At 57.8% G+C, this 19,787-nt stretch carries 14 protein-coding genes; 9 read left to right on the top strand and 5 right to left on the bottom strand.

The features are described 5' to 3' along the window. Positions 1–4: 4 nt before the first annotated feature. The 3 genes from arnB to ACCD02_RS06505 all read right to left on the bottom strand — a co-directional run bounded on the left by arnB (position 5) and on the right by ACCD02_RS06505 (position 4,729). Entirely contained in the window at positions 5–1,144 is a 1,140-nt protein-coding gene (gene arnB / locus ACCD02_RS06515) for a UDP-4-amino-4-deoxy-L-arabinose aminotransferase (RefSeq protein WP_413299577.1), read from the bottom strand. A 949-nt stretch (positions 1,145–2,093) separates the two neighbouring features. After that, a complete protein-coding gene (locus ACCD02_RS06510; RefSeq protein ID WP_413299575.1) occupies positions 2,094–3,149 on the bottom strand; it encodes a DNA topoisomerase IB in 1,056 nt (351 codons plus the stop codon). Positions 3,150–3,337: 188 nt separating this feature from the next. Continuing rightward, the gene (locus ACCD02_RS06505; protein ID WP_413299573.1) at positions 3,338–4,729 is read right to left on the bottom strand and encodes an aldehyde dehydrogenase family protein; all 1,392 of its coding nucleotides are present in this window, start codon (positions 4,727–4,729) and stop codon (positions 3,338–3,340) included. Between the two features lie 368 nt (positions 4,730–5,097). Between ACCD02_RS06505 and ACCD02_RS06500 the strand changes: the two genes are divergently transcribed. Further along, a complete protein-coding gene (locus ACCD02_RS06500; RefSeq protein WP_413299571.1) occupies positions 5,098–5,358 on the top strand; it encodes a hypothetical protein in 261 nt (86 codons plus the stop codon). A 120-nt stretch (positions 5,359–5,478) separates the two neighbouring features. Next, entirely contained in the window at positions 5,479–5,808 is a 330-nt protein-coding gene (locus ACCD02_RS06495; RefSeq protein WP_413299569.1) for a hypothetical protein, read from the top strand. A 231-nt stretch (positions 5,809–6,039) separates the two neighbouring features. Here ACCD02_RS06495 and ACCD02_RS06490 read toward each other — a convergent pair whose 3' ends face one another. Further along, positions 6,040–7,668: a methyl-accepting chemotaxis protein gene (locus ACCD02_RS06490; RefSeq protein ID WP_413299567.1), complete on the bottom strand. Its 1,629-nt coding sequence runs from the start codon at positions 7,666–7,668 to the stop codon at positions 6,040–6,042. A 339-nt stretch (positions 7,669–8,007) separates the two neighbouring features. On the opposite strand from ACCD02_RS06490, the gene ACCD02_RS06485 reads away from it, so the two are divergent. Further along, entirely contained in the window at positions 8,008–9,018 is a 1,011-nt protein-coding gene (locus ACCD02_RS06485; RefSeq protein ID WP_413299565.1) for an AraC family transcriptional regulator ligand-binding domain-containing protein, read from the top strand. 162 nt (positions 9,019–9,180) lie between these two features. Here ACCD02_RS06485 and ACCD02_RS06480 read toward each other — a convergent pair whose 3' ends face one another. Next, positions 9,181–10,077 (bottom strand): LysR family transcriptional regulator, encoded by an 897-nt coding sequence (locus tag ACCD02_RS06480; protein ID WP_413299563.1) that lies wholly within the window; start codon positions 10,075–10,077, stop codon positions 9,181–9,183. A gap of 109 nt (positions 10,078–10,186) precedes the next feature. On the opposite strand from ACCD02_RS06480, the gene ACCD02_RS06475 reads away from it, so the two are divergent. The 6 genes from ACCD02_RS06475 to ACCD02_RS06450 all read left to right on the top strand — a co-directional run bounded on the left by ACCD02_RS06475 (position 10,187) and on the right by ACCD02_RS06450 (position 19,784). After that, positions 10,187–10,612: a VOC family protein gene (locus tag ACCD02_RS06475; protein WP_413299561.1), complete on the top strand. Its 426-nt coding sequence runs from the start codon at positions 10,187–10,189 to the stop codon at positions 10,610–10,612. A 314-nt stretch (positions 10,613–10,926) separates the two neighbouring features. Next, on the top strand, positions 10,927–11,778 hold the full coding sequence (locus ACCD02_RS06470; RefSeq protein WP_413299559.1) for a CAP domain-containing protein: 852 nt from the start codon (positions 10,927–10,929) through the stop codon (positions 11,776–11,778). Between the two features lie 394 nt (positions 11,779–12,172). Further along, entirely contained in the window at positions 12,173–13,000 is an 828-nt protein-coding gene (locus tag ACCD02_RS06465; RefSeq protein ID WP_413299557.1) for an ABC transporter permease, read from the top strand. Beyond that, on the top strand, positions 12,990–14,354 hold the full coding sequence (locus ACCD02_RS06460) for an ABC transporter ATP-binding protein (RefSeq protein WP_413299555.1): 1,365 nt from the start codon (positions 12,990–12,992) through the stop codon (positions 14,352–14,354). Before ACCD02_RS06465 ends, ACCD02_RS06460 begins: the two co-directional genes overlap by 11 nt. Continuing rightward, a complete protein-coding gene (locus ACCD02_RS06455; RefSeq protein WP_413299553.1) occupies positions 14,338–18,795 on the top strand; it encodes a glycosyltransferase in 4,458 nt (1,485 codons plus the stop codon). Before ACCD02_RS06460 ends, ACCD02_RS06455 begins: the two co-directional genes overlap by 17 nt. Continuing rightward, on the top strand, positions 18,792–19,784 hold the full coding sequence (locus ACCD02_RS06450) for a methyltransferase domain-containing protein (RefSeq protein WP_413299551.1): 993 nt from the start codon (positions 18,792–18,794) through the stop codon (positions 19,782–19,784). The genes ACCD02_RS06455 and ACCD02_RS06450 overlap by 4 nt, the downstream gene beginning before the upstream one ends. The last annotated feature ends 3 nt before the right edge of the window (positions 19,785–19,787 follow it).

Below are 19,787 nucleotides of genomic sequence, written 5' to 3'. Positions count from 1 at the left end.
GGCGTTATTCCACTATCGATTCAATGGCACTGACGACGCGCTCGACATCGTCGAGGGACATCTCCGGGAACAGCGGAATCGAACATATGCGTGATGAGTTCCATTCCGTGTTCGGCAGGTATACGTCGGGATAGCGTTGGCGGTACCAGGTGTGCAGGTGGGTGGCGATGAAGTGAATGCCGCTGCCGATATCCTGTTCCTGCAGGGCCTTCATGAAGGCGTCTCGGTCCAGGCCGCAGCGTTCGGGGTCAATACGCAGGATGAACAGGTGCCAGGCATGGTGCTGGTCGTAGTGCGGCTGGGCCAGAGGCAGTACAGGTGAGCTGGCCAGGCGCTTGAGGTAGTGCTCGGCGAGTAACTGGCGCTTGGCATTGATGGCTTCCAGGCGCTCCAGTTGTACCAGGGCGATGGCGGCATTCATGTCGGCCAGGTTGTACTTGAAGCCCGGTTCGATCACCTGGGCCTGCGGCTTGCGGCCGTGGGTCATGCGGTCATAGGCATCCACACCCAGGCCGTGGAACTTGAGCATGCGCACGCGATTGGCCAGTTGCTCGTCGTCGCTGACGAACATGGCACCTTCGGCACAGGTCATGTTCTTGATGGCGTGGAAGGAGAAGATTGCCGTGCCGTGGGCGCCCACCGGACGGCCTTTGTAAAGGGTTCCGGCAGCGTGGGCGGCGTCCTCGATGACGCGGATGCCATGACGTTCGGCCAGAGCGTAAAGCGGATCAAGATCGAACGCGGCCCCGGCGTAATGCACCGGAATGATCGCCTTGGTGCGCGGGGTGATGGCTTGTTCGATGGACTCGATATCGCTCATCAGGGTATGCCGGTCTACATCGACGAATACCGGTGTGGCGCCGAGCAGGCAGATCATGTTGGCGGTGGAGACCCAGGTCTGGGACGGGGTGATCACTTCATCGCCTGGGCCGATGCCAAGGGCCAGCAGGGTGACATGCATCGCACCAGTGGCCGAGGACAGGGCAATGGCATGGGCAGCGCCGGTACGCTCGGCAAATTGCTGCTCCAGCTTCTGGCATTCCGGTCCGGTGGTGATCCAGCCGGAGCGCAGCACCCGGCTCACGGCCGCGATCTCTTCATCGCCGATGTCCGGGCGAGAAAAGGGAAGGAAGCGCTGACTCATAAGTATCCTCTGGCAGACAAACACCTGCGGGCAAACCTGGGTCGGTCTGACCGCTACTAAATATTCAAGTGCGCACAAAATGCGGGCGAGCCAATTCCTCGGTACCGGCCATGAATAAACAAACAGTTCATTTTACTGTGTTCATTTCGGCAGGCTGCTGGCGAATGTCAAGACTCAAGGATTTACACTGCTTCGAAGAGTACGAGACCAATAATGAAAATTGCGTTCATAACCTGTTGGTTTTTCATGTTGGTTCGTTTTTTTAACGCTATATCGTTGTTTTTAGGCAAATTCACGCGTGACGTCCAGTTGTCATAATCCTGTGCTAGCTCGCTGTAGATCTGGCTGTTAGCCATGTCGAGCTTTATAAACCCGATCATTTTAGTATGTACAGCGCCATTCCACTTTCCAACAGCATCCGTTCAGGATAGTGGCAATTTCGTAGATCGCAAGAACAGGAAATAAGTTGAGCACAGTGCTCGGATACGGTGTGGCATAGGTTTTAGTGATGTATCGCTTGCGGACTGCGAGTAGGACGCAATTAACAAGTTGCTAGCACAATCTGGCTAATTGGCAAGGAGGGTGGCAGCAGAAAGTGACTGAATTATTAACAGGATGTGACTCCAGTAGCTAGCGTCCTGTCTTGCAAATACGTTCACTCTGGTCGAGTGGCTGGTTTTGTCAGGCAACGCAGCCTGGCGAAATCAGGCGCCGTCCAGACTGAACAGCTTATTTGCGAGACCGGACACTAGAGGTCCACCAATAAGGGGATCAATGGCGTCTGACCCGCCATCGCTGTTGGACGCCTCTCATGCGCTGCAGCAAACCTTCAGACATGTCCCGGTCATCGTCCGTAGCGACAGCGCGCCAATCATCGTTAGCGGTCTGCCGGACAATTTCTACGTCCCCGTTACCCTGCGTCGCGTCTCAATATCGAGTGGAGTCGGGGTCAAGGCACGGCGTCGGGATCTGGCGTGGTTGAAGTATCTGTAAGACTCTGCAGAAACATCGCCAGTGCCACTTCCTCCAGGCGCAGGCCCTTGCGCTGACGAGTGCGTGGCAGCCTGGCCAGTTGACCTTGCAGAAAACCTTCGAGCACGGCGGGGTGGATGTAGCATTTGCGGCAGATTGCTGGCGTATTGCCCAACTGTCGGGCGACTGCCTTGACCATTTCGACGATGTGTTTTTTCGCATCAGCCTCCGGCTCCCACTCCAGCTTGCGCAAGGTCGCCAGGGCCAGGGCGCTGCCGGCCCAGGTGCGATAATCCTTGGCTGTGAAGTCGGCACCGGTCAGCTCATGCAGGTAGGCGTTGATATCCGCCGAGCTGACGGTATGCCGCGCACCCTGGTCATCCAGGTACTGGAACAGGTTCTGGCCGGGCAATTCCATGCAGCGCTTGATCACCCGGGCCAGGCGTCGGTCGGTGATGCTGACCTGATGCTCGACGCCGCTCTTGCCGCGGAATTGAAAGAGGATATCGGCGCCGTGTACCTCGACGTGCTTGTTGCGTAGTGTGGTCAGACCGTAGGAGCGGTTGTCCCGGGCGTACTGGCTATTGCCGATGCGGATCAACGTGGCATCGAGCAATGACACCACTGTGGCCATGACCTTGTTGCGACCCATCCCCGGCTCGGCCAGTTGCGCTTCAATCTGTTTGCGAACCTTGGGCAGGGCCAGGCCGAACTCGATCATGCGCGAGTACTTGTTCTGATCGCGGATCTCGCGCCAGCGTGGATGATATCGGTACTGCTTGCGGCCACGGGCGTCGCGGCCGGTGGCTTGCAAGTGGCCGCGTGGGTCAGGACAGATCCACACATCGGTGTAGGCGGGCGGGATGACCAGAGCGTTGATCCGCTGAATCTCATCGGTATCACGAATGCGTTGGCCGTCAGTATCGAAGTAGACGAATTTGCCGCGCAAAATCTTGCGGCTGAATCCGGCCTGGGTGTCTTCGACGTAGTGCAGGTCAGGGGGTAATTCGATGGGGGTGATTGAGTCAGGCATGGCACGCAGTCCGCAGTTCGTTACTGGATTGACCGCGTCATGTGGCAGGGGTGCCGAGGATTTTTCGCAGTGCAAACCTGTTTGCCTGAAGGGATGAAATGCGGTGATGGAATTGGAATCCACCCCCGTTGAAGTCAACAAGCCCGGGGCACTATATATACACCGGGCCTTTCGTTTATCGGCCTGATTTACCTACGATCCAGCCACACCGTCTGAGCATTGCAGAACTCGCGCACGCCGAAGTGCGACAACTCGCGACCGAAACCGCTTTTCTTCACGCCGCCGAAGGTGACGCGAGGGTCGCTGGCGAAGTAACCGTTGATAAATACGCCGCCAGCTTCCATTTCGGCCGCCAGCTCTTCGGCCAGGGCGACGTTGCGGGTGTAAATGGTTGAGGCCAGGCCGAACTCGCTGTCATTGGCCAGTTCCAGGGCGTGGCGTGCGTCACGGGCGGTGATGATCGACGCTACCGGGCCGAACAGCTCCTGGCGGAACGAGGTCATTTGGTCGGTGACATCCCCCAGCACCGTGACATCGTAGAAATTGCCGTTACCTGACGTTTTGCCGCCGCCCAGCAGAAGGGTCGCGCCTTGCTCCAGGGTGTTTTGCACTTGCTGGTCGAGTTCATCGCGCAGATCGAAGCGGGCCATAGGGCCGATATAGGTTTCACGTTGCAATGGATCGCCCACGGCCAGTTTGCGAGTGGCTTCGACGAATTTGCGGGTAAAGGTCTCGACCACGCCTTGTTCGACGATGATGCGCTTCGAAGAGGCGCAGACCTGGCCGGTATTCTGGTAGCGACCGATGACCGCAGCATTGACCGCTTCATCAATATCGGCATCGTCGAGCACGATAAACGGGTCGGAGCCACCCAGTTCCAGTACACATTTCTTCAGCGCGGCACCGGCCTGGGCACCGATGGCCGAACCCGCACGCACGCTGCCGGTGACAGTGACGGCCGCGATACGGTCATCCTTGATGGCCGCAGAAACACCGTCGGGCGTGACATTAATGACTTCGAAAACCCCGGCAGGGAAGCCGGCATCCTGGAATGCCTTGAGCAGCAGATAGGCGCTGCCCATGACATTTGGCGCGTGTTTGAGCACATAGGTGTTACCGCCTATCAGGGCTGGAACGGCGCCGCGCAGCACCTGCCAGATCGGAAAGTTCCACGGCATGATCGCCAGTATTGCGCCCAGGGGACGGTACTCGATGCGTGCCTTGTTATCGGGAACTTCAGTGGCTTCGGCGCTGAGCATGGCCGGGCCCTGGGCGGCGTACCACTCACACAGATTGGCGCACTTCTCGATTTCACCTTCGGCCTGGGCAATCGGCTTGCCCATTTCCACGGTAATCATCTGCGCCATCGGCCCGGCGGCTGCGCGAAGCGTTTTTGCCAAGGCAATCAGAGCCTGAGCCCGTTGTTCGACCGGCGTGCGTCTCCAGGTGGCAAAACCCTTGGCAGCGCGGCCCAGAGCGGCATCCAGGTCGGCGGCGGATTCGAAGGGGTAATGTGCGACCTGTTCACCCGTCGCCGGATTAATTGAAATCGCGTGAGTGTGGGGCGTGATCGTAGTCATGGCACCAATTCTCTGGGAGTGGGGTGGAACCAGACTAACGTTGGCGAGGATGTCATTAAAACTGAATAATTAAGATGGATTTATTCTCTTTTGGAGAATGATTGTTTGGATTTTGTCGTGCCATAAGTTCCGTGGATTGCCAGATCGGTCACATTTTTCCGTGAGATGGGGGCTGGATGGCCTGTTGCTTGGATGGCCACCCACGCCATGGGCTATTAATTTATTGAATCATTACGTTGCGCAAGACTCATTGACAATGAGTGCGAGAGCTCCCCCGGCAGTCTGTACGTCGCTGTCTCCTGCCGGGGTTATCGGTTTTGAGTCCATGGACGGTATATCCGTATATGGCAATTCAACGAGGTGCCGTGATGACGAATTCCGAGCAAGTGCGGTTTCTGTCTGCTGATGTCGCTGTGGCGGCTTCGAATGCGTTGGAACGGATCCACTGTGCAGGCGGGACTCTGGAGGTGGTGGAAGCCGGGATTTCCTCCGCCATACTGGTCCATGCGCTGCGGCTGTCGGGTAACTGTGTGGATGCCGAACTGGATCGCTTGCTGCTGATATTTGAAGCCGCGGTCGATGTTCGGCTAGGGATTGTCAATCGGATCCGCTGCCAAAACAGCATGTGAATGCCGCTAAACAGGGCGGACAGTCCGGGGACTTTTTACAATAATTGCACCGGGCCTTGTAATATGAGCGCCGACTGTTGAATATTCCCGTCTTTCACCAACGGCAACGAGAAAATCGCAATGAGTACAGGACTGACTGAGGAAGAGATGCGCCAGGCGCTGTTCGGCTCCTCGACCCCACCGGCCCCCAAACCGCCGGCCCCTGAACCTGAAATAGTTATTATCCCGCCAGCAAAGTCCAACGCCACCAGCAAACCCCGCGCAAAACCGCTGTCCCCGAAGTTACGCGTGACGATGAATGTCACCAAAGAATTCGAGGGCGAGTTGGAAGTCTTTGTCTACGACGCCAACACCCTTAGCACCCTGACCGCCGAACTGGACGCCAAGAACGAGGCGAAAAAGAAGAAGTATAAATATTTCGAAGTGGTCTCGATCAAGCCGATTGGATGAATGTGTTTCGCTTTTAATGCCGCTGTTGCGCAAACGCCAGGCAGGGTGGGACTGAATTCATTGGCTCTGTCTGCGTCAGGTGTTGCAGATAGGGATTTATCCGCGAAAAAGTCATGATCGTGCAGACTTCTTCTTGGATAAATCAACTCCCACAAAATTCGCGATACATCGTACGCAACACTTGACCCAGGCAGAGCCGACAAAATCACTCCCGCAGTCGCGCGCCGGAACTTATAACTGAAACTGGCGTAACGACACATTCAGGTCATTGGCCAGCCCGGCCAGTGACTGGCTGGCACTGGTCGTCTGGTCGGCCCTGACGGCTGTCTGGGCCGATAGATCGCGGATACGCACCAGATTGCGGTCCACTTCCCGAGCGACCTGTGCCTGTTGCTCGGAAGCAGCGGCAATCAAAGTGTTGCGGTCGGTGATGCTCAATACCGAGTCGGCAATCAACGCCAGCGCGTCGTTGGCGGCCTCGGCCTGACTCTGGGTCAGCAGCGCCTGCTGTGAGCTGACGGCCAGGGCCGAAACAGTATTTTGGGTGCCTTCCTGGATCGACTCGATCATGTCCTCAATTTCCTTGGTGGACTCGCTGGTGCGATGAGCCAGGGCTCTGACCTCGTCGGCGACCACCGCAAAACCACGCCCGGCTTCACCGGCCCTGGCAGCTTCGATGGCGGCATTGAGGGCCAGCAGGTTGGTCTGTTCGGAAATCGAGCGAATGACTTCCAGCACCCGGGTGATCTCGCGGATCTTCAGCGACAGCAACTGCGCCTGATCGGAGGCACGAGTGACGTTCTGTGCCAGTTCCAGTACCGAACCCACGGTCTGTTTCAATTCGGCCTGGCCGCGGCGTGCGGTGCTGGACGACTCCTGGGATTCGGCTGAGGTCGAGACCGCATTGCGCGCCACTTCTTCGACCGCCTGACTCATCTCGGTGACCGCCGTGGCAGCCATCTCGATTTCGCCATTCTGCACCGTCAGGTCGGCGGTGCTGTCGCGCATCACCGCGCCCATTTCCTCGGCAGCGCTGGAGAGTTGCTTGGAGGCATCGCTGACCTGAGTCAGGGTGGATTGCAGGTTGGCGCGCATCAGCTCCATTGATTGCAGCAGGCGCGCCGGCTCGTCGGTGCCCCGTGTATCCAGGGTGCCGGCACGCAGGTCACCGGCGGCAATGGCCTGGGATACGCTCAGGGCTTCGGCGATGGGGCCGGCCAGGCTGCGCGTCAATTGCCAGGCGAGCAGCAGGGTAAAACACATCAGCAGGGCGATGACCGCATAGGTCACCTGACGAGTGCTGTCATACACGTTGCTGGCGTTGGTTGATGCCTGTTCCTTGGCATCGTCATTGATTTTTTCGAGTTTCTTCAACTGGCTGTTTATACCTGCTGCCAGGTTGGTCATAGACCCGGCGATCAGGCTCCGGGCTTCGTCACGCTGGCTGTTTTTCAACAGTTGGTGGACGTTATCGGCGGCCGCGCCATATTGCCTGTACAGGCTGGTCAGTTCGCCAAGTATGTCCCTTTCCCCGGATGTATTGATCAGCGGCATATATAGCTTGATGGCATCGTTGAACGCTGCGCTTCGTGTTTGGTATTCGTCATGACTGGTTTGCAATGCAGCATCGTCGGCCGCCGCAAGCATCTTCATGATCGCCACACGGGTATTGGCGAAACTCAGTGCTATGTCATCGCCCAGGGCAATACCTGGCAGGGCGCTGTCTTCGATGATCAGGCCTTCGTTACGCACGCTTTCAAGTTTGGCCAGGCTGAAGATACCCAGGCCAATGACACACAGAATCATGACAGCAAACGAAGCGACGGTGCGTTTGGCAATAGAGAGCTTTCTCAGATACATGTATCAGTGTCCGCAGGCAAGTAGAAGTGAGTGGTGGCAGTAAAGTTAGGCATCGATTATCCCTGTCTGAGTCGTCAAGTTACGTTCGCTCACGTCAAGCATTGCCGCAGTTCCAATGACAGCAGGAAGATTTAAGTCGGTTTTATTTTTTGATTGGTTAATTGTGGTGATGGCAATGTGGAACCAATCTATTCTCACTCGTTCCCCGCCAAACGTATAGTGTCCTGAGGAACCTTTCGATTGTCCCAGGATACTCCGCGTCTTGACGGATAGGCATTGTATGTAAGTTGGTGCTTGGCAGAGGGGAGCGACCCTGTTATTGAATTCATGGAAGTTTATATGCCGACGATCATCAACTCCTGTTTGCAGTCAATATGTGAAGCATTGATGGAGAACGGCATCGATATTTCCCGGTTGCCAGGCTATGGACGGGATTGGGACTTGAATGGGGCGGGTGATCAGCGCGTCGATCTGAAGGTCGTTTATGCGTTGCTTGCTGCGGCTGCCAGCCAGTGCAATCGCCAGGACATCGGCCTGCTAGCCTACAACCATGCTCATCCGGGTAATTTGAATACCCATGGCTATGCCATCATGTCCAGTGCGACCCTGGGTCAGGCCCTCGATCGATTCGCCCGTTATCATCCATTGACCACTGACGGTTCGCGTATTTTTATTCGACGCTCGCGGGGTATGGTCAAAGTCATGGCGTATGAAATGAGTGTCAGTCCCACCGAGTCACGGTATTTGATCGATGCGGGTATGGCCATGTTGTTGGGCCTGATTCATTGGCTGGTGCCGGGCAAGAAGTTGGTGCCAGTGGGCGCTGAGTTCAGTTATGCGAAACCGACCGATCTGACCGGATTGAACGAGTTGTTCGGCTATAATCTCAGCTTTTCGTCGCCCTACAATTCCGTGATGTTTGCCGCAGAAGTAGACAACTTTTCTGTTTTTACTGCGAATGCGCTGCTCAGCACCATTCATTGTCAACACTGTGATGCGCTCCTGCAGGAGTTAGAGGACAAGAGCATTATCCTGGATGTTAAAAGAGTCCTGGTCGAAGGTCTGATGAAAGGCGAGCTGTTAACCCTGGCCGAGGTCGCTGCAGTTTTGCATGTCAGCGCGCGCAGTGTGCAGAATCATCTGTTGATGGCCTCGACCAACTTCTCGATGTTACAGGAAAGCTGCCGACGTGAGCTGGCAAACTATCTGTTGTGCCACACCCACAAGAGTTTCAAATATATCTCTGCCACCCTCGGCTATCGTGATCCCAGCAGTTTTCACAAGGCGTGTCAGCGCTGGTTCGGCAAGACCCCTGGAGCATTCCGCGAATCGGCGGCGGCGGAGTCGTGATGGGGCAGGTCACGTGTAGTACCTCGCGCAATAACCAACTGTGCTTCGAACTGGATCAACTGTCACGGGAGCTGACACCGGGTTGTCGTTCGGCAAACACAAATCAACAGATGTGGGACCGGCTAAAACCGGTCCCACGGATCTCATCCAATTCGAATGGTTTTACACGATTGAATGAGTTGCAGGGTGGTTCGCCCGGGTCCGTTCCGTCAGCAGGCGGATCAGCATATTCACCGGCTCGCTCAGGGTGCCCGGCGCCCGATGCACCAGGCCGACGTCACGGTGGAAGGTGTGGCTGCCCAGATCCAGCACCCGCACGCTGTCGGGCCAGCCCTTTTGCGCGGTAGTCTCGGGCACCAGGGCCACGCCCACCCCATTGGCGACCAGTTGGACCAGGGCTTCCAGTTCGTCGAGCTCGCAGACCTCGCGCAGGCTGAAATGCATGCGCCGCAGAAAGCGATCGACCTGACGACCGCCGAACGAAGAGCGGTCGTAGCGCACCAAAGGCTGAGTGGACAGCAACTGCGCCCAGTCATCCCCCGGCTGGTCCGCCGGTACGATCAGACGGTAGGGTTCCTGTGCCAGGCTGGTCCAGCGCAGGTCGCTTTGCAGCGCGAAGGGCGGGCGGATGATCGCCGCCAGGTCGATATCCCCGGCATCCGCCAGATTCAGCAGTTCCATGGAGACCCCCGGCATGATCCGGCTGCGACAGCCGGGCCATTCGCGGTGGAAGCGGGCCAGGGCATCGGGCAGCAGGGCCCGTTGCACCGAGGCGATGGCGCCGATGCTGACCAGGATGTTGGCGGCTTCACCGCCGTCGGCGGAGCCCAGGTTGTCGTACAGGCGAATCAGTTCCTGGGCCTGCAACAGCGTGTGATGCCCTTTGCGATTTAACTGCGCCGAGCGGCCCTTGCGTTCGAACAGGGCAAAGCCCAATTCCGCTTCGAGCCGTTGCATCTGCGCACTGACCGCTGCCTGCGTCAACCCGATGCGGTTGCCTGCAGCGGCAAAAGTGCCTTCACGGGCGACGGCGACCAGGGTTTTCAATTCGCGGATCATTCATAAATTTCCTTTGTGTATATGAGAAAAATATATTGATTTTATTGTTTGGTCACGCGCCTTAGCATGAGTCTGCAGTTCATACCTAAAACAGATCCTGGAGCACCTGATGAGCCTTTCGCCCTTTCACCTGGCAATTCCCGTCTACGACCTTGGCGCCGCACGTGCTTTCTATGGCCAGACTTTCGGCCTGGAGGAGGGCCGTTCCAGTGAGCAGTGGGTCGACTTCAATTTTTACGGTCATCAGTTGGTGATTCACGAGCATCCGCGCACCTCGTCCCAGGAACACGCCCACAGCAACGCAGTGGACGGCCATGACGTGCCAGTGCCGCATTTCGGCATCGTTCTGCAATGGGAAGAGTGGGAAGCGCTGGCCGAGCGGCTGCGTTCGTTTAACACCCGGTTCGTGATAGAACCCTACATCCGCTTCAAGGGCCAGGTCGGCGAGCAGGCCACCATGTTCCTCTTCGATCCATGTGGCAATGCCCTTGAATTCAAGGCGTTCAAGGATATCGGGCAGCTGTTCGCCAAGTAATCACTGGCATGGCGCAATGTCTTTGGGGATCGGCTTTAGCCGGGAAGTCGAATGCGGGATCGAAGCATTTCTATCGTTCATCACCTCGTCTTCCCGGCTAAAGCCGGTCCCACAAGCCAGCTGCCAGGCTTCTGAGAGCATTGCTCAGGGAACTTGTCCGGCCAAATTCCCGTCTCACACCCCAGTATCCGCTGCCGCCTCGCGCCAGCGGATAGACCGCATCTATTCAATACGTGCTGCTTCTTTCTCAAAGGCATTGCCCTGAAGGGGGGTAAATCGCGATCATCGGCGCAATCTGCCTGAAGGGGACTTCCATGCGCGTTATCTCATCCGTTGTGCATCTCACCGCGCTGTCGTTGGGCCTGGTATTTGCCACTTCAGCCCTGGCCAGTGAAGAAACGCAGCTGATTGACTCGATCAACGCCTACCGCGGCCAATTGCATCAGTGCGGCGGACAGGTCTCCCACGAGCTCCCGCCCCTGACCAGCGACCCGCGCCTGGTACTATCGGCGCGCAATATCGGCGACCTGCAACAGGCCCTGGCCCGTGCGACCTATCCCATGGTCAACGTCCAGGCCATCAGCCTCTCCGGCCCCCGGGATGCCCAGGCGGCGATGAAGGCCGTGGAAGAAACCTTTTGCCAGGTCGTCCTGGACCCGCAGTTCGTCGATATCGGTGTCAGCCGTGAAGACCGCGAGTGGCGCATCGTTCTGGCACGGCCGATGCTGACGGCGCGTCTGGGTGATGGCCAGGGCGAGGGGCAGAAGATGCTGGCCATGATCAATGGTGCCCGGGCCACGCCGCGCAATTGCGGGCCCGAGTCGTTCTCTGCGGCGCCGCCGATGACCTGGAACGCCATTCTGGCGAATGCGGCTGAGGCCCACAGTCGTGACATGGCCAACCATAACTACTTCGACCACACCGACGGTGACGGTCATACCCCTGGCGATCGCGCCGAACTGGCGGGATACGGCGGCACCCAGGTCGATGAAAATATCGCCGCCGGGCAGGACTCCACCCGTAAAGTGGTCGAAGGCTGGCTAGGCAGCCCGGAACAATGCGCCAATCTGATGAATCCGCTGATCAACGAACTGGGCGCGGCTTATGCGACCGATCCCAAGAGTGACGCGGGGATTTATTGGACGGCAATGTTTGGAGCTAAATAACGACTGCCAATCAAGGTCGATGCGGTAAGTTGCATCGGCCTTGATCAAGTGTTGCGTTATCTACACACTTCCTGCCGTTGTATTGTATCAATAATGATTATTCTAAATAGTTGTTTCAGTGACTTATCAAGTTGCCTACCACTCATCGACTCTTTCGTGCAGGCACTCTATTGACTGCCACACTGCGTTACAACAAACCACCATGAAAACTATCTGACCGGTACGGCATTCAGTGGCGGTAGCTATTGTGCTGCCGTACAACAGGCACGAGCAGCACAGGGTCGTCTTCAACCGGGAGAACGTCTGCCATGATCCAGAAAATCCTGCGGATATACAGGCCCACTCCCGGTTAAAGCCGGTCCTGCGGATCTCATCACTGGAGACTCACATTAACGTGAACCCTCATCATGTCCCGGGGGCTGGCCCCCTGCATCTTGTTCGAACGCTCTGGTATTACCGGCAATTAATCAGTGTGATGATCGTTCGCGAAATAAGCGGGCGTTACCGTGGCTCGGTGATGGGCCTGGCCTGGTCGTTTTTTAATCCGGTATTGATGTTGGCGGTGTATACCTTTGTCTTTTCCGAAGTGTTCCAGTCGCGTTGGCCCGGGCAGGATAACGGCAAGGGTGGATTTGCCATTCTGCTGTTTACCGGAATGATTGTGCATGGCCTGTTTGCCGAGTGCGCCAATCGTTCGCCTTCATTGATCGTCAGTAATGGCAACTACGTCAAGAAAGTGGTCTTTCCCCTGGAAGTGCTGACGGTGGTGACGGTGGGGGCGGCGCTCTTTCACAGCTTTATCAGCCTGATGGTCTTGCTGGCGGCGCAATTGATCCTGACCCAGCAACTGCATTGGTCGGCGGTCTTCCTGCCTTTGGTGTTGCTGCCGTTGCTGATTGCCACCCTGGGCTTCAGTTGGTTGCTGGCAGCCCTGGGTGTCTACTTGCGGGACATTGGCCAGGTCATCACGGTGCTGACCACCGTCCTGCTGTTTCTCTCGCCAGTGCTCTATCCGGTAGCAGCGCTGCCCGAGACCTATCAGTCCTGGCTCAAGCTCAATCCTCTAACCTACATCATCGAAGAAAGCCGCAACGTCCTGCTGTTCGGCCAGCCGCCGCAATGGGACAGCCTCGGCCTGGCACTGCTGATTGCCTTGTTGATCGCGGCGGCCGGCTTCTGGTTCTTTCAAAAGACACGCAAGGGGTTCGCCGATGTCATCTGAGGACATTGCCATCAGCGTGCGGGATATCTCCAAGTGCTTCTACACCTACGAGAAACCGTTCGACCGCCTCAAGCATTCCCTGATCCCACGCCTGCAGCGTCGTCTTGGCATGCAACAGACAGCCTATGGTCGTGAGTTCTGGGCGCTGCGCAATATTGATTTCGAGGTCATGCGTGGTGAGACCGTGGGCATTGTCGGCCGTAACGGCTCGGGCAAATCGACGCTGCTGCAGATCATCTGCGGCACCCTGATGCCTACGGCGGGAGCGGTGCAGACCTATGGGCGGGTGGCGGCGCTGCTGGAGCTTGGCTCGGGCTTCAACCCCGAGTTCACCGGGCGCGAAAACGTGTATCTGAACGCTTCGGTGCTGGGCCTGAGCCGTGAGGAAGTCGATGAGCGCTTTGATGCCATCGCCGGGTTCGCCGATATCGGTGATTTCATCGAGCAGCCGGTCAAGGCCTACTCCAGCGGCATGGTGGTGCGCCTGGCGTTTGCCGTGCAGGCGCAGATCGATCCGCAGATACTCATCGTCGACGAAGCCCTGTCCGTGGGCGACGCGCGCTTTCAGGCCAAGTGTTTCGAGCGGCTGCGACAGCTGAAAGAAAATGGCACGAGCATCCTGCTGGTCACCCACGCCAGCGAGCAGGTGGTAACCCACTGCAATCGCGCCATTTTGCTGGAGCAGAGCCGGGTCGCCATGATCGGGCCGTCCCGGGCGGTGATCAATCGCTATCTGGATCTGCTGTTTGGCCGGGAAAAACCGGTCGACATGCCCTCTGCGCCGGAGATCGCCCGCAGGCTCGAATCAACCGTCCTTGAAGCGGACCAACCGCTGTTGAGTTTTGGCAGTGAGGTCTTCGCCACACGCCCGGGCTTCAATCCCCACGAGTACCGCTGGGGTGACGGCGCCGCCAGTCTGCTGGATTTTCGCCTGACCTGCGACGGTCACGAATTCAGCGCCGCTATCGATTCCGGTGCCGAAGTCGTGCTGTATCTGGCCATTCGCTTCAACCGCACGATCATCAATCCGATCCTGGGCTTCACCGTCAAGACCAAAGAGGGCGTCACGGTCTATGGCACCAACTCCTTGCTGCTGGAAAGCCCGACCACCCATGCATTGGGTACTGCGGGCAGCAGCGCCAGGGCCTGCCTGAGCTTCGTCAATCGTCTGGCCAGCGGTGATTACTTCATCTCTGTTGGCGTTGCCTCCCGCCATGGCAACGACATCGTGCCCCACGACCGGCGCTACGACGCCATTCATTTTGTCGTGCCAACTACCCCGCAGTTACTCGGCCTCATAGATCTGGCCGTCACCATGGAAATCGATCAGGTGCTCAATGACGCTCATGCTTGAAGGGACGCCTTATGACTTTGATCCACAATTGGGGCTGTGGCTGCGGCCCGGATACCAGGGCCTGGCCTATAGCGATGGCGATGAAAGCGAAGAGCGCATCGCGCGGATTATCGAGCAGGCCCGTGACCTGTCAGTGCTCTCCAGCGAACTGAGCCGACACTGTACCGACTGGCCATCGCTGTACCACCTGGGCACCGCAAGGGGCAATATCCTGCGGCCATTCGAGCATTGCCTGTCGGGGCGAGTCCTGGAAATCGGTGCAGGCTGCGGCGCCATCAGTCGTTACCTGGGTGAGTGCGGGGGCCAGGTGTTGAGTCTGGAAGGCAGTGTGCGGCGGGCGCGGATCGCGGCCAGCCGTACCCGTGACCAGGACAACGTCACGGTGCTGGCCGAGCGTTTCGACGCTTTTGACAGTGACGAGCGCTTTGACGTCATTACCCTGGTCGGTGTACTCGAATATGCCAGCATGTTCAGCCGTGACAGCGACGCGGCGTTGAGCATGCTCAAGCGGGTTCATCAATTGCTGCGGCTTGATGGCAAACTCTTTATTGCTATCGAGAACCAGCTAGGCCTGAAGTATTTCGCCGGGGCGCCGGAGGATCACCTCTGTGTGCCCATGTACGGTATCGAGGGCCGCTATATCAAAGGCCAGCCGCAGACTTTCGGCCGCCGCCGACTGGCGCAACTGATCGCTGCGGCCGGATTTGAGCAGACGCAGTTCCTGTATCCGGCCCCGGATTACAAACTGCCGCATTCCATCACCACCGAGCGCGGTTTTACCGTACCGTCATTCGATGCCGCCGCCCTGGCCTGGCAGAACGTCAAGAAAGACCCGCAACTGCCGGGTGCTACTGGTTTCAACCTGGAAAGAGCCTGGCCGGTGGTGATCGAAAATGGTCTGGGCATGGAGCTGGCCAATTCGTTCCTGATCGCTGCGTCGAATACTGCCGAGCCAGTCGTGGCGGCAGACATCCTGGCGTATCACTACAACACCAGTCGCCAGCCGGCGTTCTGCAAGGCGTCGCTATTCATCGAGACGGCATCAGGCATTGAAGTGCACCATAAGCCTCTGCGTGCCGAGGCGAGCCCCGACGGTGAAGGGGAGGTGCGCCACAGGCTGAGCGAGGTCGATGCCTATGTCAGCGGCAAGCCCTTGAGCCAGCGTTTTTTCAATATCGCCACGACCCCTGACTGGGGCATTCAGGATTTTGCCCTGTTCATCCGCCAATACCTGGATACCTTGCGCATGTTGCTGGCAGAGCAGGGGCAGAGTTGCGAACTGCGTGATGCCAATGAACGGCTGCCGGGAATATTCATTGATGCCGTACCGCATAACATCCTCATGGGCCGCGATGGCTCGCCCACGCTGATCGATATCGAATGGGAAGCGACCGCGGGCGTGGAGCTGGGCCATTTGTTGTTGCGCTCGTTGCTATTACTGATCGCCAGCGCCACACCGTTTTATCCCAGCGTCATGCCTCCCACGCGCAGGCAATTCATCATGGAAACCCTGCGTGCTGCCGAACTACCGGTGATGGACGCCGATCTGGGGCGCTATATCGCTCGCGAGGCACTGTTCCAGTCCTTTGTCACGAGCCGGGATGCCGTCGAATTTCTGGACTGGAAGCCCGATCAGCCGCTCAATCAGAAAGTCGTGCACGTTCCGCCGCCGCTGCGGGCCAAGTTGTACTACAGCAACGGCGATGGTGAGTTTCGCGAGGACGCCAGCCTCGCTCTGGAATTGGAACCGGGCGCACAACGGCTGGAATTCAACTTCTCTACGGTACAGCCAGGCGCGAGGCGTCTGCGTCTGGATCCGGTGGATCGGCGCGTATCCTTTTCCCTGACCACTATTCGCTTGTACGGCGCGGCAGGGGACGTCTGGACCTGGGACCGGCAGATCGACAGTCTGGCCGCCACTTCCGGGCTGATGAAAGTGGAGAAATCCGGGGCTGCGGTGTTTTTCATGAGCCTGGATGACGATCCCTATCTGGTGCTGCCCCTCGATCTTGCCGGGCGCGAGGACCTGCAAGGGCTGACCCTGGCACTGGACATGGTGGTGTACACCGATGAAGTCATGGCGCGACTGATCAGCCTTGAACTCAACGCCGTCAACGAATACCAGCAGACTTTGCAGGGCGCTTTACAACCCCTGGCCCGGCAGCTCCAGACCATGACCGAGCAGATGAGCGAGCTGGACAAGGTCACTCATACCCTGGCCGAGAGCGTCATTGAGTCCGAACACGAAACCATTGAGACGGTGGAGCGCCTGCTCACTGACCATAACCTCGTTACCCGCGACCGCCAGGCATTGATTAACGAACTGGAAGAGACGCTGGACAGGTTGCGGCGCGAAAAAGACCAGGCCATTGCTGAACGCGATCATGCGCTGATGATTCAAGGGGCGGAGAAGGATACCCATATCCACCATCTGAACCTGCAGATCAGGGCGCTGGAATCCTCCTATAGCCGGCGCCTGAGCGCGCCGGTCCGTGCCTCGGTCCTCACTGCCCGCCGCCTCAAGCGCGCCTCGGTCCTGTTACCCGCAGTGATTCGCCGGGGCGGTGGGTTGCAGGCGACCCTGCGCAAGTCGATCAGGGTGCTGCGCCAGCAGGGCATTGAGGGTTTGCTTGCGCGATGGCGCTGGTTCAGCGCTAGCGCGTCGCCGGTCGTAGCAGAAGCGATCAAACCTTCGACGGTTCCCGATCGTAATGACTATACGGCCTGGATCGAACGCTATGACACTCTCGATAATCTGGCCCGTCGACAGATCCGCGAAGAGATTCGCGGCTGGAGCGAGCCGCCGCTGATCTCCATCATCATGCCGGTCTACGACCCGCCTCTGGACCTGTTGCGCCAGGCCGTCGACAGTGTGCGGGCTCAGCTCTACCCGAACTGGCAGCTATGCATCGCCGACGACGCCTCAACCAACCCGCAAGTGCGAACGCTGCTGGAGCGCCTGCAAACGGAAGAGCCGCGGATCAGCCTGGTTTTTCGTAAACAGAACGGCCATATTTGCGCCGCCAGCAACTCGGCCATCGCCATCGCTGACGGCCAATACCTGGCCCTGATGGACAACGACGACCTCATCCCCGAACACGCGTTGTATTGGGTGGCGCGGACCATCATCGAACATCCGGATGCCGGATTGATTTATTCGGACGAAGACAAGATCGATACCCTGGGGCGGCGTAGCGGGGCGTATTTCAAACCGGATTGGAACGAGTTTCTGTTTCGGTCGCAGAACATGGTGTCGCATCTTGGGGTTTATCGACGCGATCTGGTCAGCCAGGCAGGCGGCTTTCGCAGCGGCTTCGAAGGGGCTCAAGACTACGATTTGGCGATGCGCTGCATCGAGCGGCTTGAGCCGGGGCAAATCGTCCATATCCCTCGGGTGCTCTATCACTGGCGGGCGCATCCCGGCAGCACGGCCATGGCCACCGATGAAAAGCCCTACGCAGTGCAGGCAGGCGTCAAGGCCCTGAATGAGCATCTGCAACGCTTGGGCGTCGCGGCCCGTACCGAATTACTGCCGATAGGCATGTACCGTGTGCGCTATGAGCTTCCCCAGCGCCGCCCGCTGGTCAGCCTGATCATCCCAACCCGCAACGCCCATGGATTGGTCAGGCAATGCATCGACAGCATTCGGGCCCTGACCACCTATCAGCATCATGAGCTGATTCTGATCGATAACGGTTCGGATGAGCCTGAGTCGCTGGAGTACTTCGCCCGGCTTGAACAAGAGCCAAACATCAGAGTACTTCGCGACGACGGGCCGTTCAATTATTCGGCACTGAACAATAGCGCGGTGAGGCTGGCGCGGGGCGAGTTGGTGGGGTTGATCAATAATGACATCGAAGTCATTACCCCTGAGTGGCTGGAGGAAATGGTGTCCATCGCCCTGCAGCCAGGTGTCGGCGCAGTCGGCGCGCGCCTGTGGTTTGCCGATGATCGTTTGCAGCACGGCGGGGTGATATTGGGCGTTGGGGGGATTGCCAATCACGCCCACAAGTTCTTGCCCAAGGGGGAACACGGTTACTTTGGTCGTGCCAGTTTGATCCAGTCGCTTTCTGCTGTGACGGCAGCCTGCCTGGTCATTCGCAAATCCATCTACGAGCAGGTCGGCGGCCTTGATGAAGTGCACCTGAAGATCGCTTTCAATGACGTCGACTTCTGCCTGCGCGTGCAGGAGGCCGGTTACACCAACGTCTGGACTCCCTTTGCAGAGCTCTACCACCATGAGTCCGCCACCCGCGGGTTGGAAGATACGCCGCAGAAGCAGGCGCGCTTCGTGCGCGAAGTTGAATATATGCAACAGCGTTGGCCGGATATTGGAAGCGATGGCGCTTACAACCCTAATCTGACGCTGGAGCATCATGATTTTGGTCTGGCGTGGCCACCGCGTACTTCAACTTCCTATAGGGAAGGAGGTCATGCATGAAACGTAAAGTCGCTGGGCCAGCTGCCGATGCCCCTGCCTATCCAGGAGCATACTGCATTGATCGTTTTTCAATATTCCAGGGAACGCTGCGATTGAGCGGGTGGATATACAGCCCCGCCTTGCAAATCGCCAGGCTGCTCTTGCAGGTTCCCAATGGTGGAACCTATGCGGTTGCGTTCGGGGATAAAAGTCCGGACCTGGTACCGGTATTCGGTCCTCAAGCCAGTCACTCTCGCTTCGATCACAGTCTGGTTTTTCCGGACAGTCGAGCAGCAATGATTGCCGCCAGGTTACTGATCCTTTTCAAGGACGGCACATCAGCGGCCATCTCGCATTTGGGCAGCCCTAAAGACAGTCTGATGAGTGTGTTCAGCCAGCAAGTGCGCGATAAAGAGAATTCTGAACCCGGCCAACCTCAGCGCTTGTTGGAGATTGGCTCGCGCGCGCGCTCCGGAATAGTACGTAAAGGACTGTTGCCGGAAGGTTGGTGTTATAGCGGTTTCGATGTGCTGGACGGGCCTAATGTGGACGTTGTAGGGGATGCCCATCAACTGAGTCGGTCATATCCTCGGGATTACTTCGACGGTGTCATGGCCTTTTCTGTCCTGGAACATTTGCTCATGCCTTGGAAAGCCATGATCGAAATCAATCGAGTCATGAAGCGGGGAGCCATTGGTATATTCACGACGCATCAATGCTGGCCGTTGCATGACCAACCTTGGGATTTCTGGCGATTCTCGGAAGATTCGTGGAAGGCTTTGCTGAACGAGCCTTTGGGCTTTGAAATACTGGAAACACGTATGGATGAGCCTGCTTATATTGTCGCGGCCCGCTGTCACGCCGTTACCGCATTTGCCGAACAGCCGGAAAGTTTTCTGGCGTCATCCGTTATTTTTCGTAAAACCGGCAACACCCTGCTGGAGTGGCCGGTTGAACTGGAAGACATCATCAGTACCCGATATCCGGCTATGACGACAAACCTGCGATAAATA

The sequence above is a fragment of the Pseudomonas sp. Pseusp88 genome, from assembly GCF_047303955.1.
In the GTDB taxonomy this organism is placed as follows: domain Bacteria; phylum Pseudomonadota; class Gammaproteobacteria; order Pseudomonadales; family Pseudomonadaceae; genus Aquipseudomonas.
This window is presented reverse-complemented; position numbering and strand designations above follow the sequence as displayed.

What these genes read in the sequence shown, in the direction of transcription:
- arnB (WP_413299577.1), bottom strand. Translation starts at nt 1,144, where the DNA reads ATGAGTCAGCGCTTCCTTCCCTTTTCTCGCCCGGACATCGGCGATGAA.
- ACCD02_RS06510 (WP_413299575.1), bottom strand. Translation starts at nt 3,149, where the DNA reads ATGCCTGACTCAATCACCCCCATCGAATTACCCCCTGACCTGCACTAC.
- ACCD02_RS06505 (WP_413299573.1), bottom strand. Translation starts at nt 4,729, where the DNA reads ATGACTACGATCACGCCCCACACTCACGCGATTTCAATTAATCCGGCG.
- ACCD02_RS06500 (WP_413299571.1), top strand. Translation starts at nt 5,098, where the DNA reads ATGACGAATTCCGAGCAAGTGCGGTTTCTGTCTGCTGATGTCGCTGTG.
- ACCD02_RS06495 (WP_413299569.1), top strand. Translation starts at nt 5,479, where the DNA reads ATGAGTACAGGACTGACTGAGGAAGAGATGCGCCAGGCGCTGTTCGGC.
- ACCD02_RS06490 (WP_413299567.1), bottom strand. Translation starts at nt 7,668, where the DNA reads ATGTATCTGAGAAAGCTCTCTATTGCCAAACGCACCGTCGCTTCGTTT.
- ACCD02_RS06485 (WP_413299565.1), top strand. Translation starts at nt 8,008, where the DNA reads ATGCCGACGATCATCAACTCCTGTTTGCAGTCAATATGTGAAGCATTG.
- ACCD02_RS06480 (WP_413299563.1), bottom strand. Translation starts at nt 10,077, where the DNA reads ATGATCCGCGAATTGAAAACCCTGGTCGCCGTCGCCCGTGAAGGCACT.
- ACCD02_RS06475 (WP_413299561.1), top strand. Translation starts at nt 10,187, where the DNA reads ATGAGCCTTTCGCCCTTTCACCTGGCAATTCCCGTCTACGACCTTGGC.
- ACCD02_RS06470 (WP_413299559.1), top strand. Translation starts at nt 10,927, where the DNA reads ATGCGCGTTATCTCATCCGTTGTGCATCTCACCGCGCTGTCGTTGGGC.
- ACCD02_RS06460 (WP_413299555.1), top strand. Translation starts at nt 12,990, where the DNA reads ATGTCATCTGAGGACATTGCCATCAGCGTGCGGGATATCTCCAAGTGC.
- ACCD02_RS06455 (WP_413299553.1), top strand. Translation starts at nt 14,338, where the DNA reads ATGACGCTCATGCTTGAAGGGACGCCTTATGACTTTGATCCACAATTG.
- ACCD02_RS06450 (WP_413299551.1), top strand. Translation starts at nt 18,792, where the DNA reads ATGAAACGTAAAGTCGCTGGGCCAGCTGCCGATGCCCCTGCCTATCCA.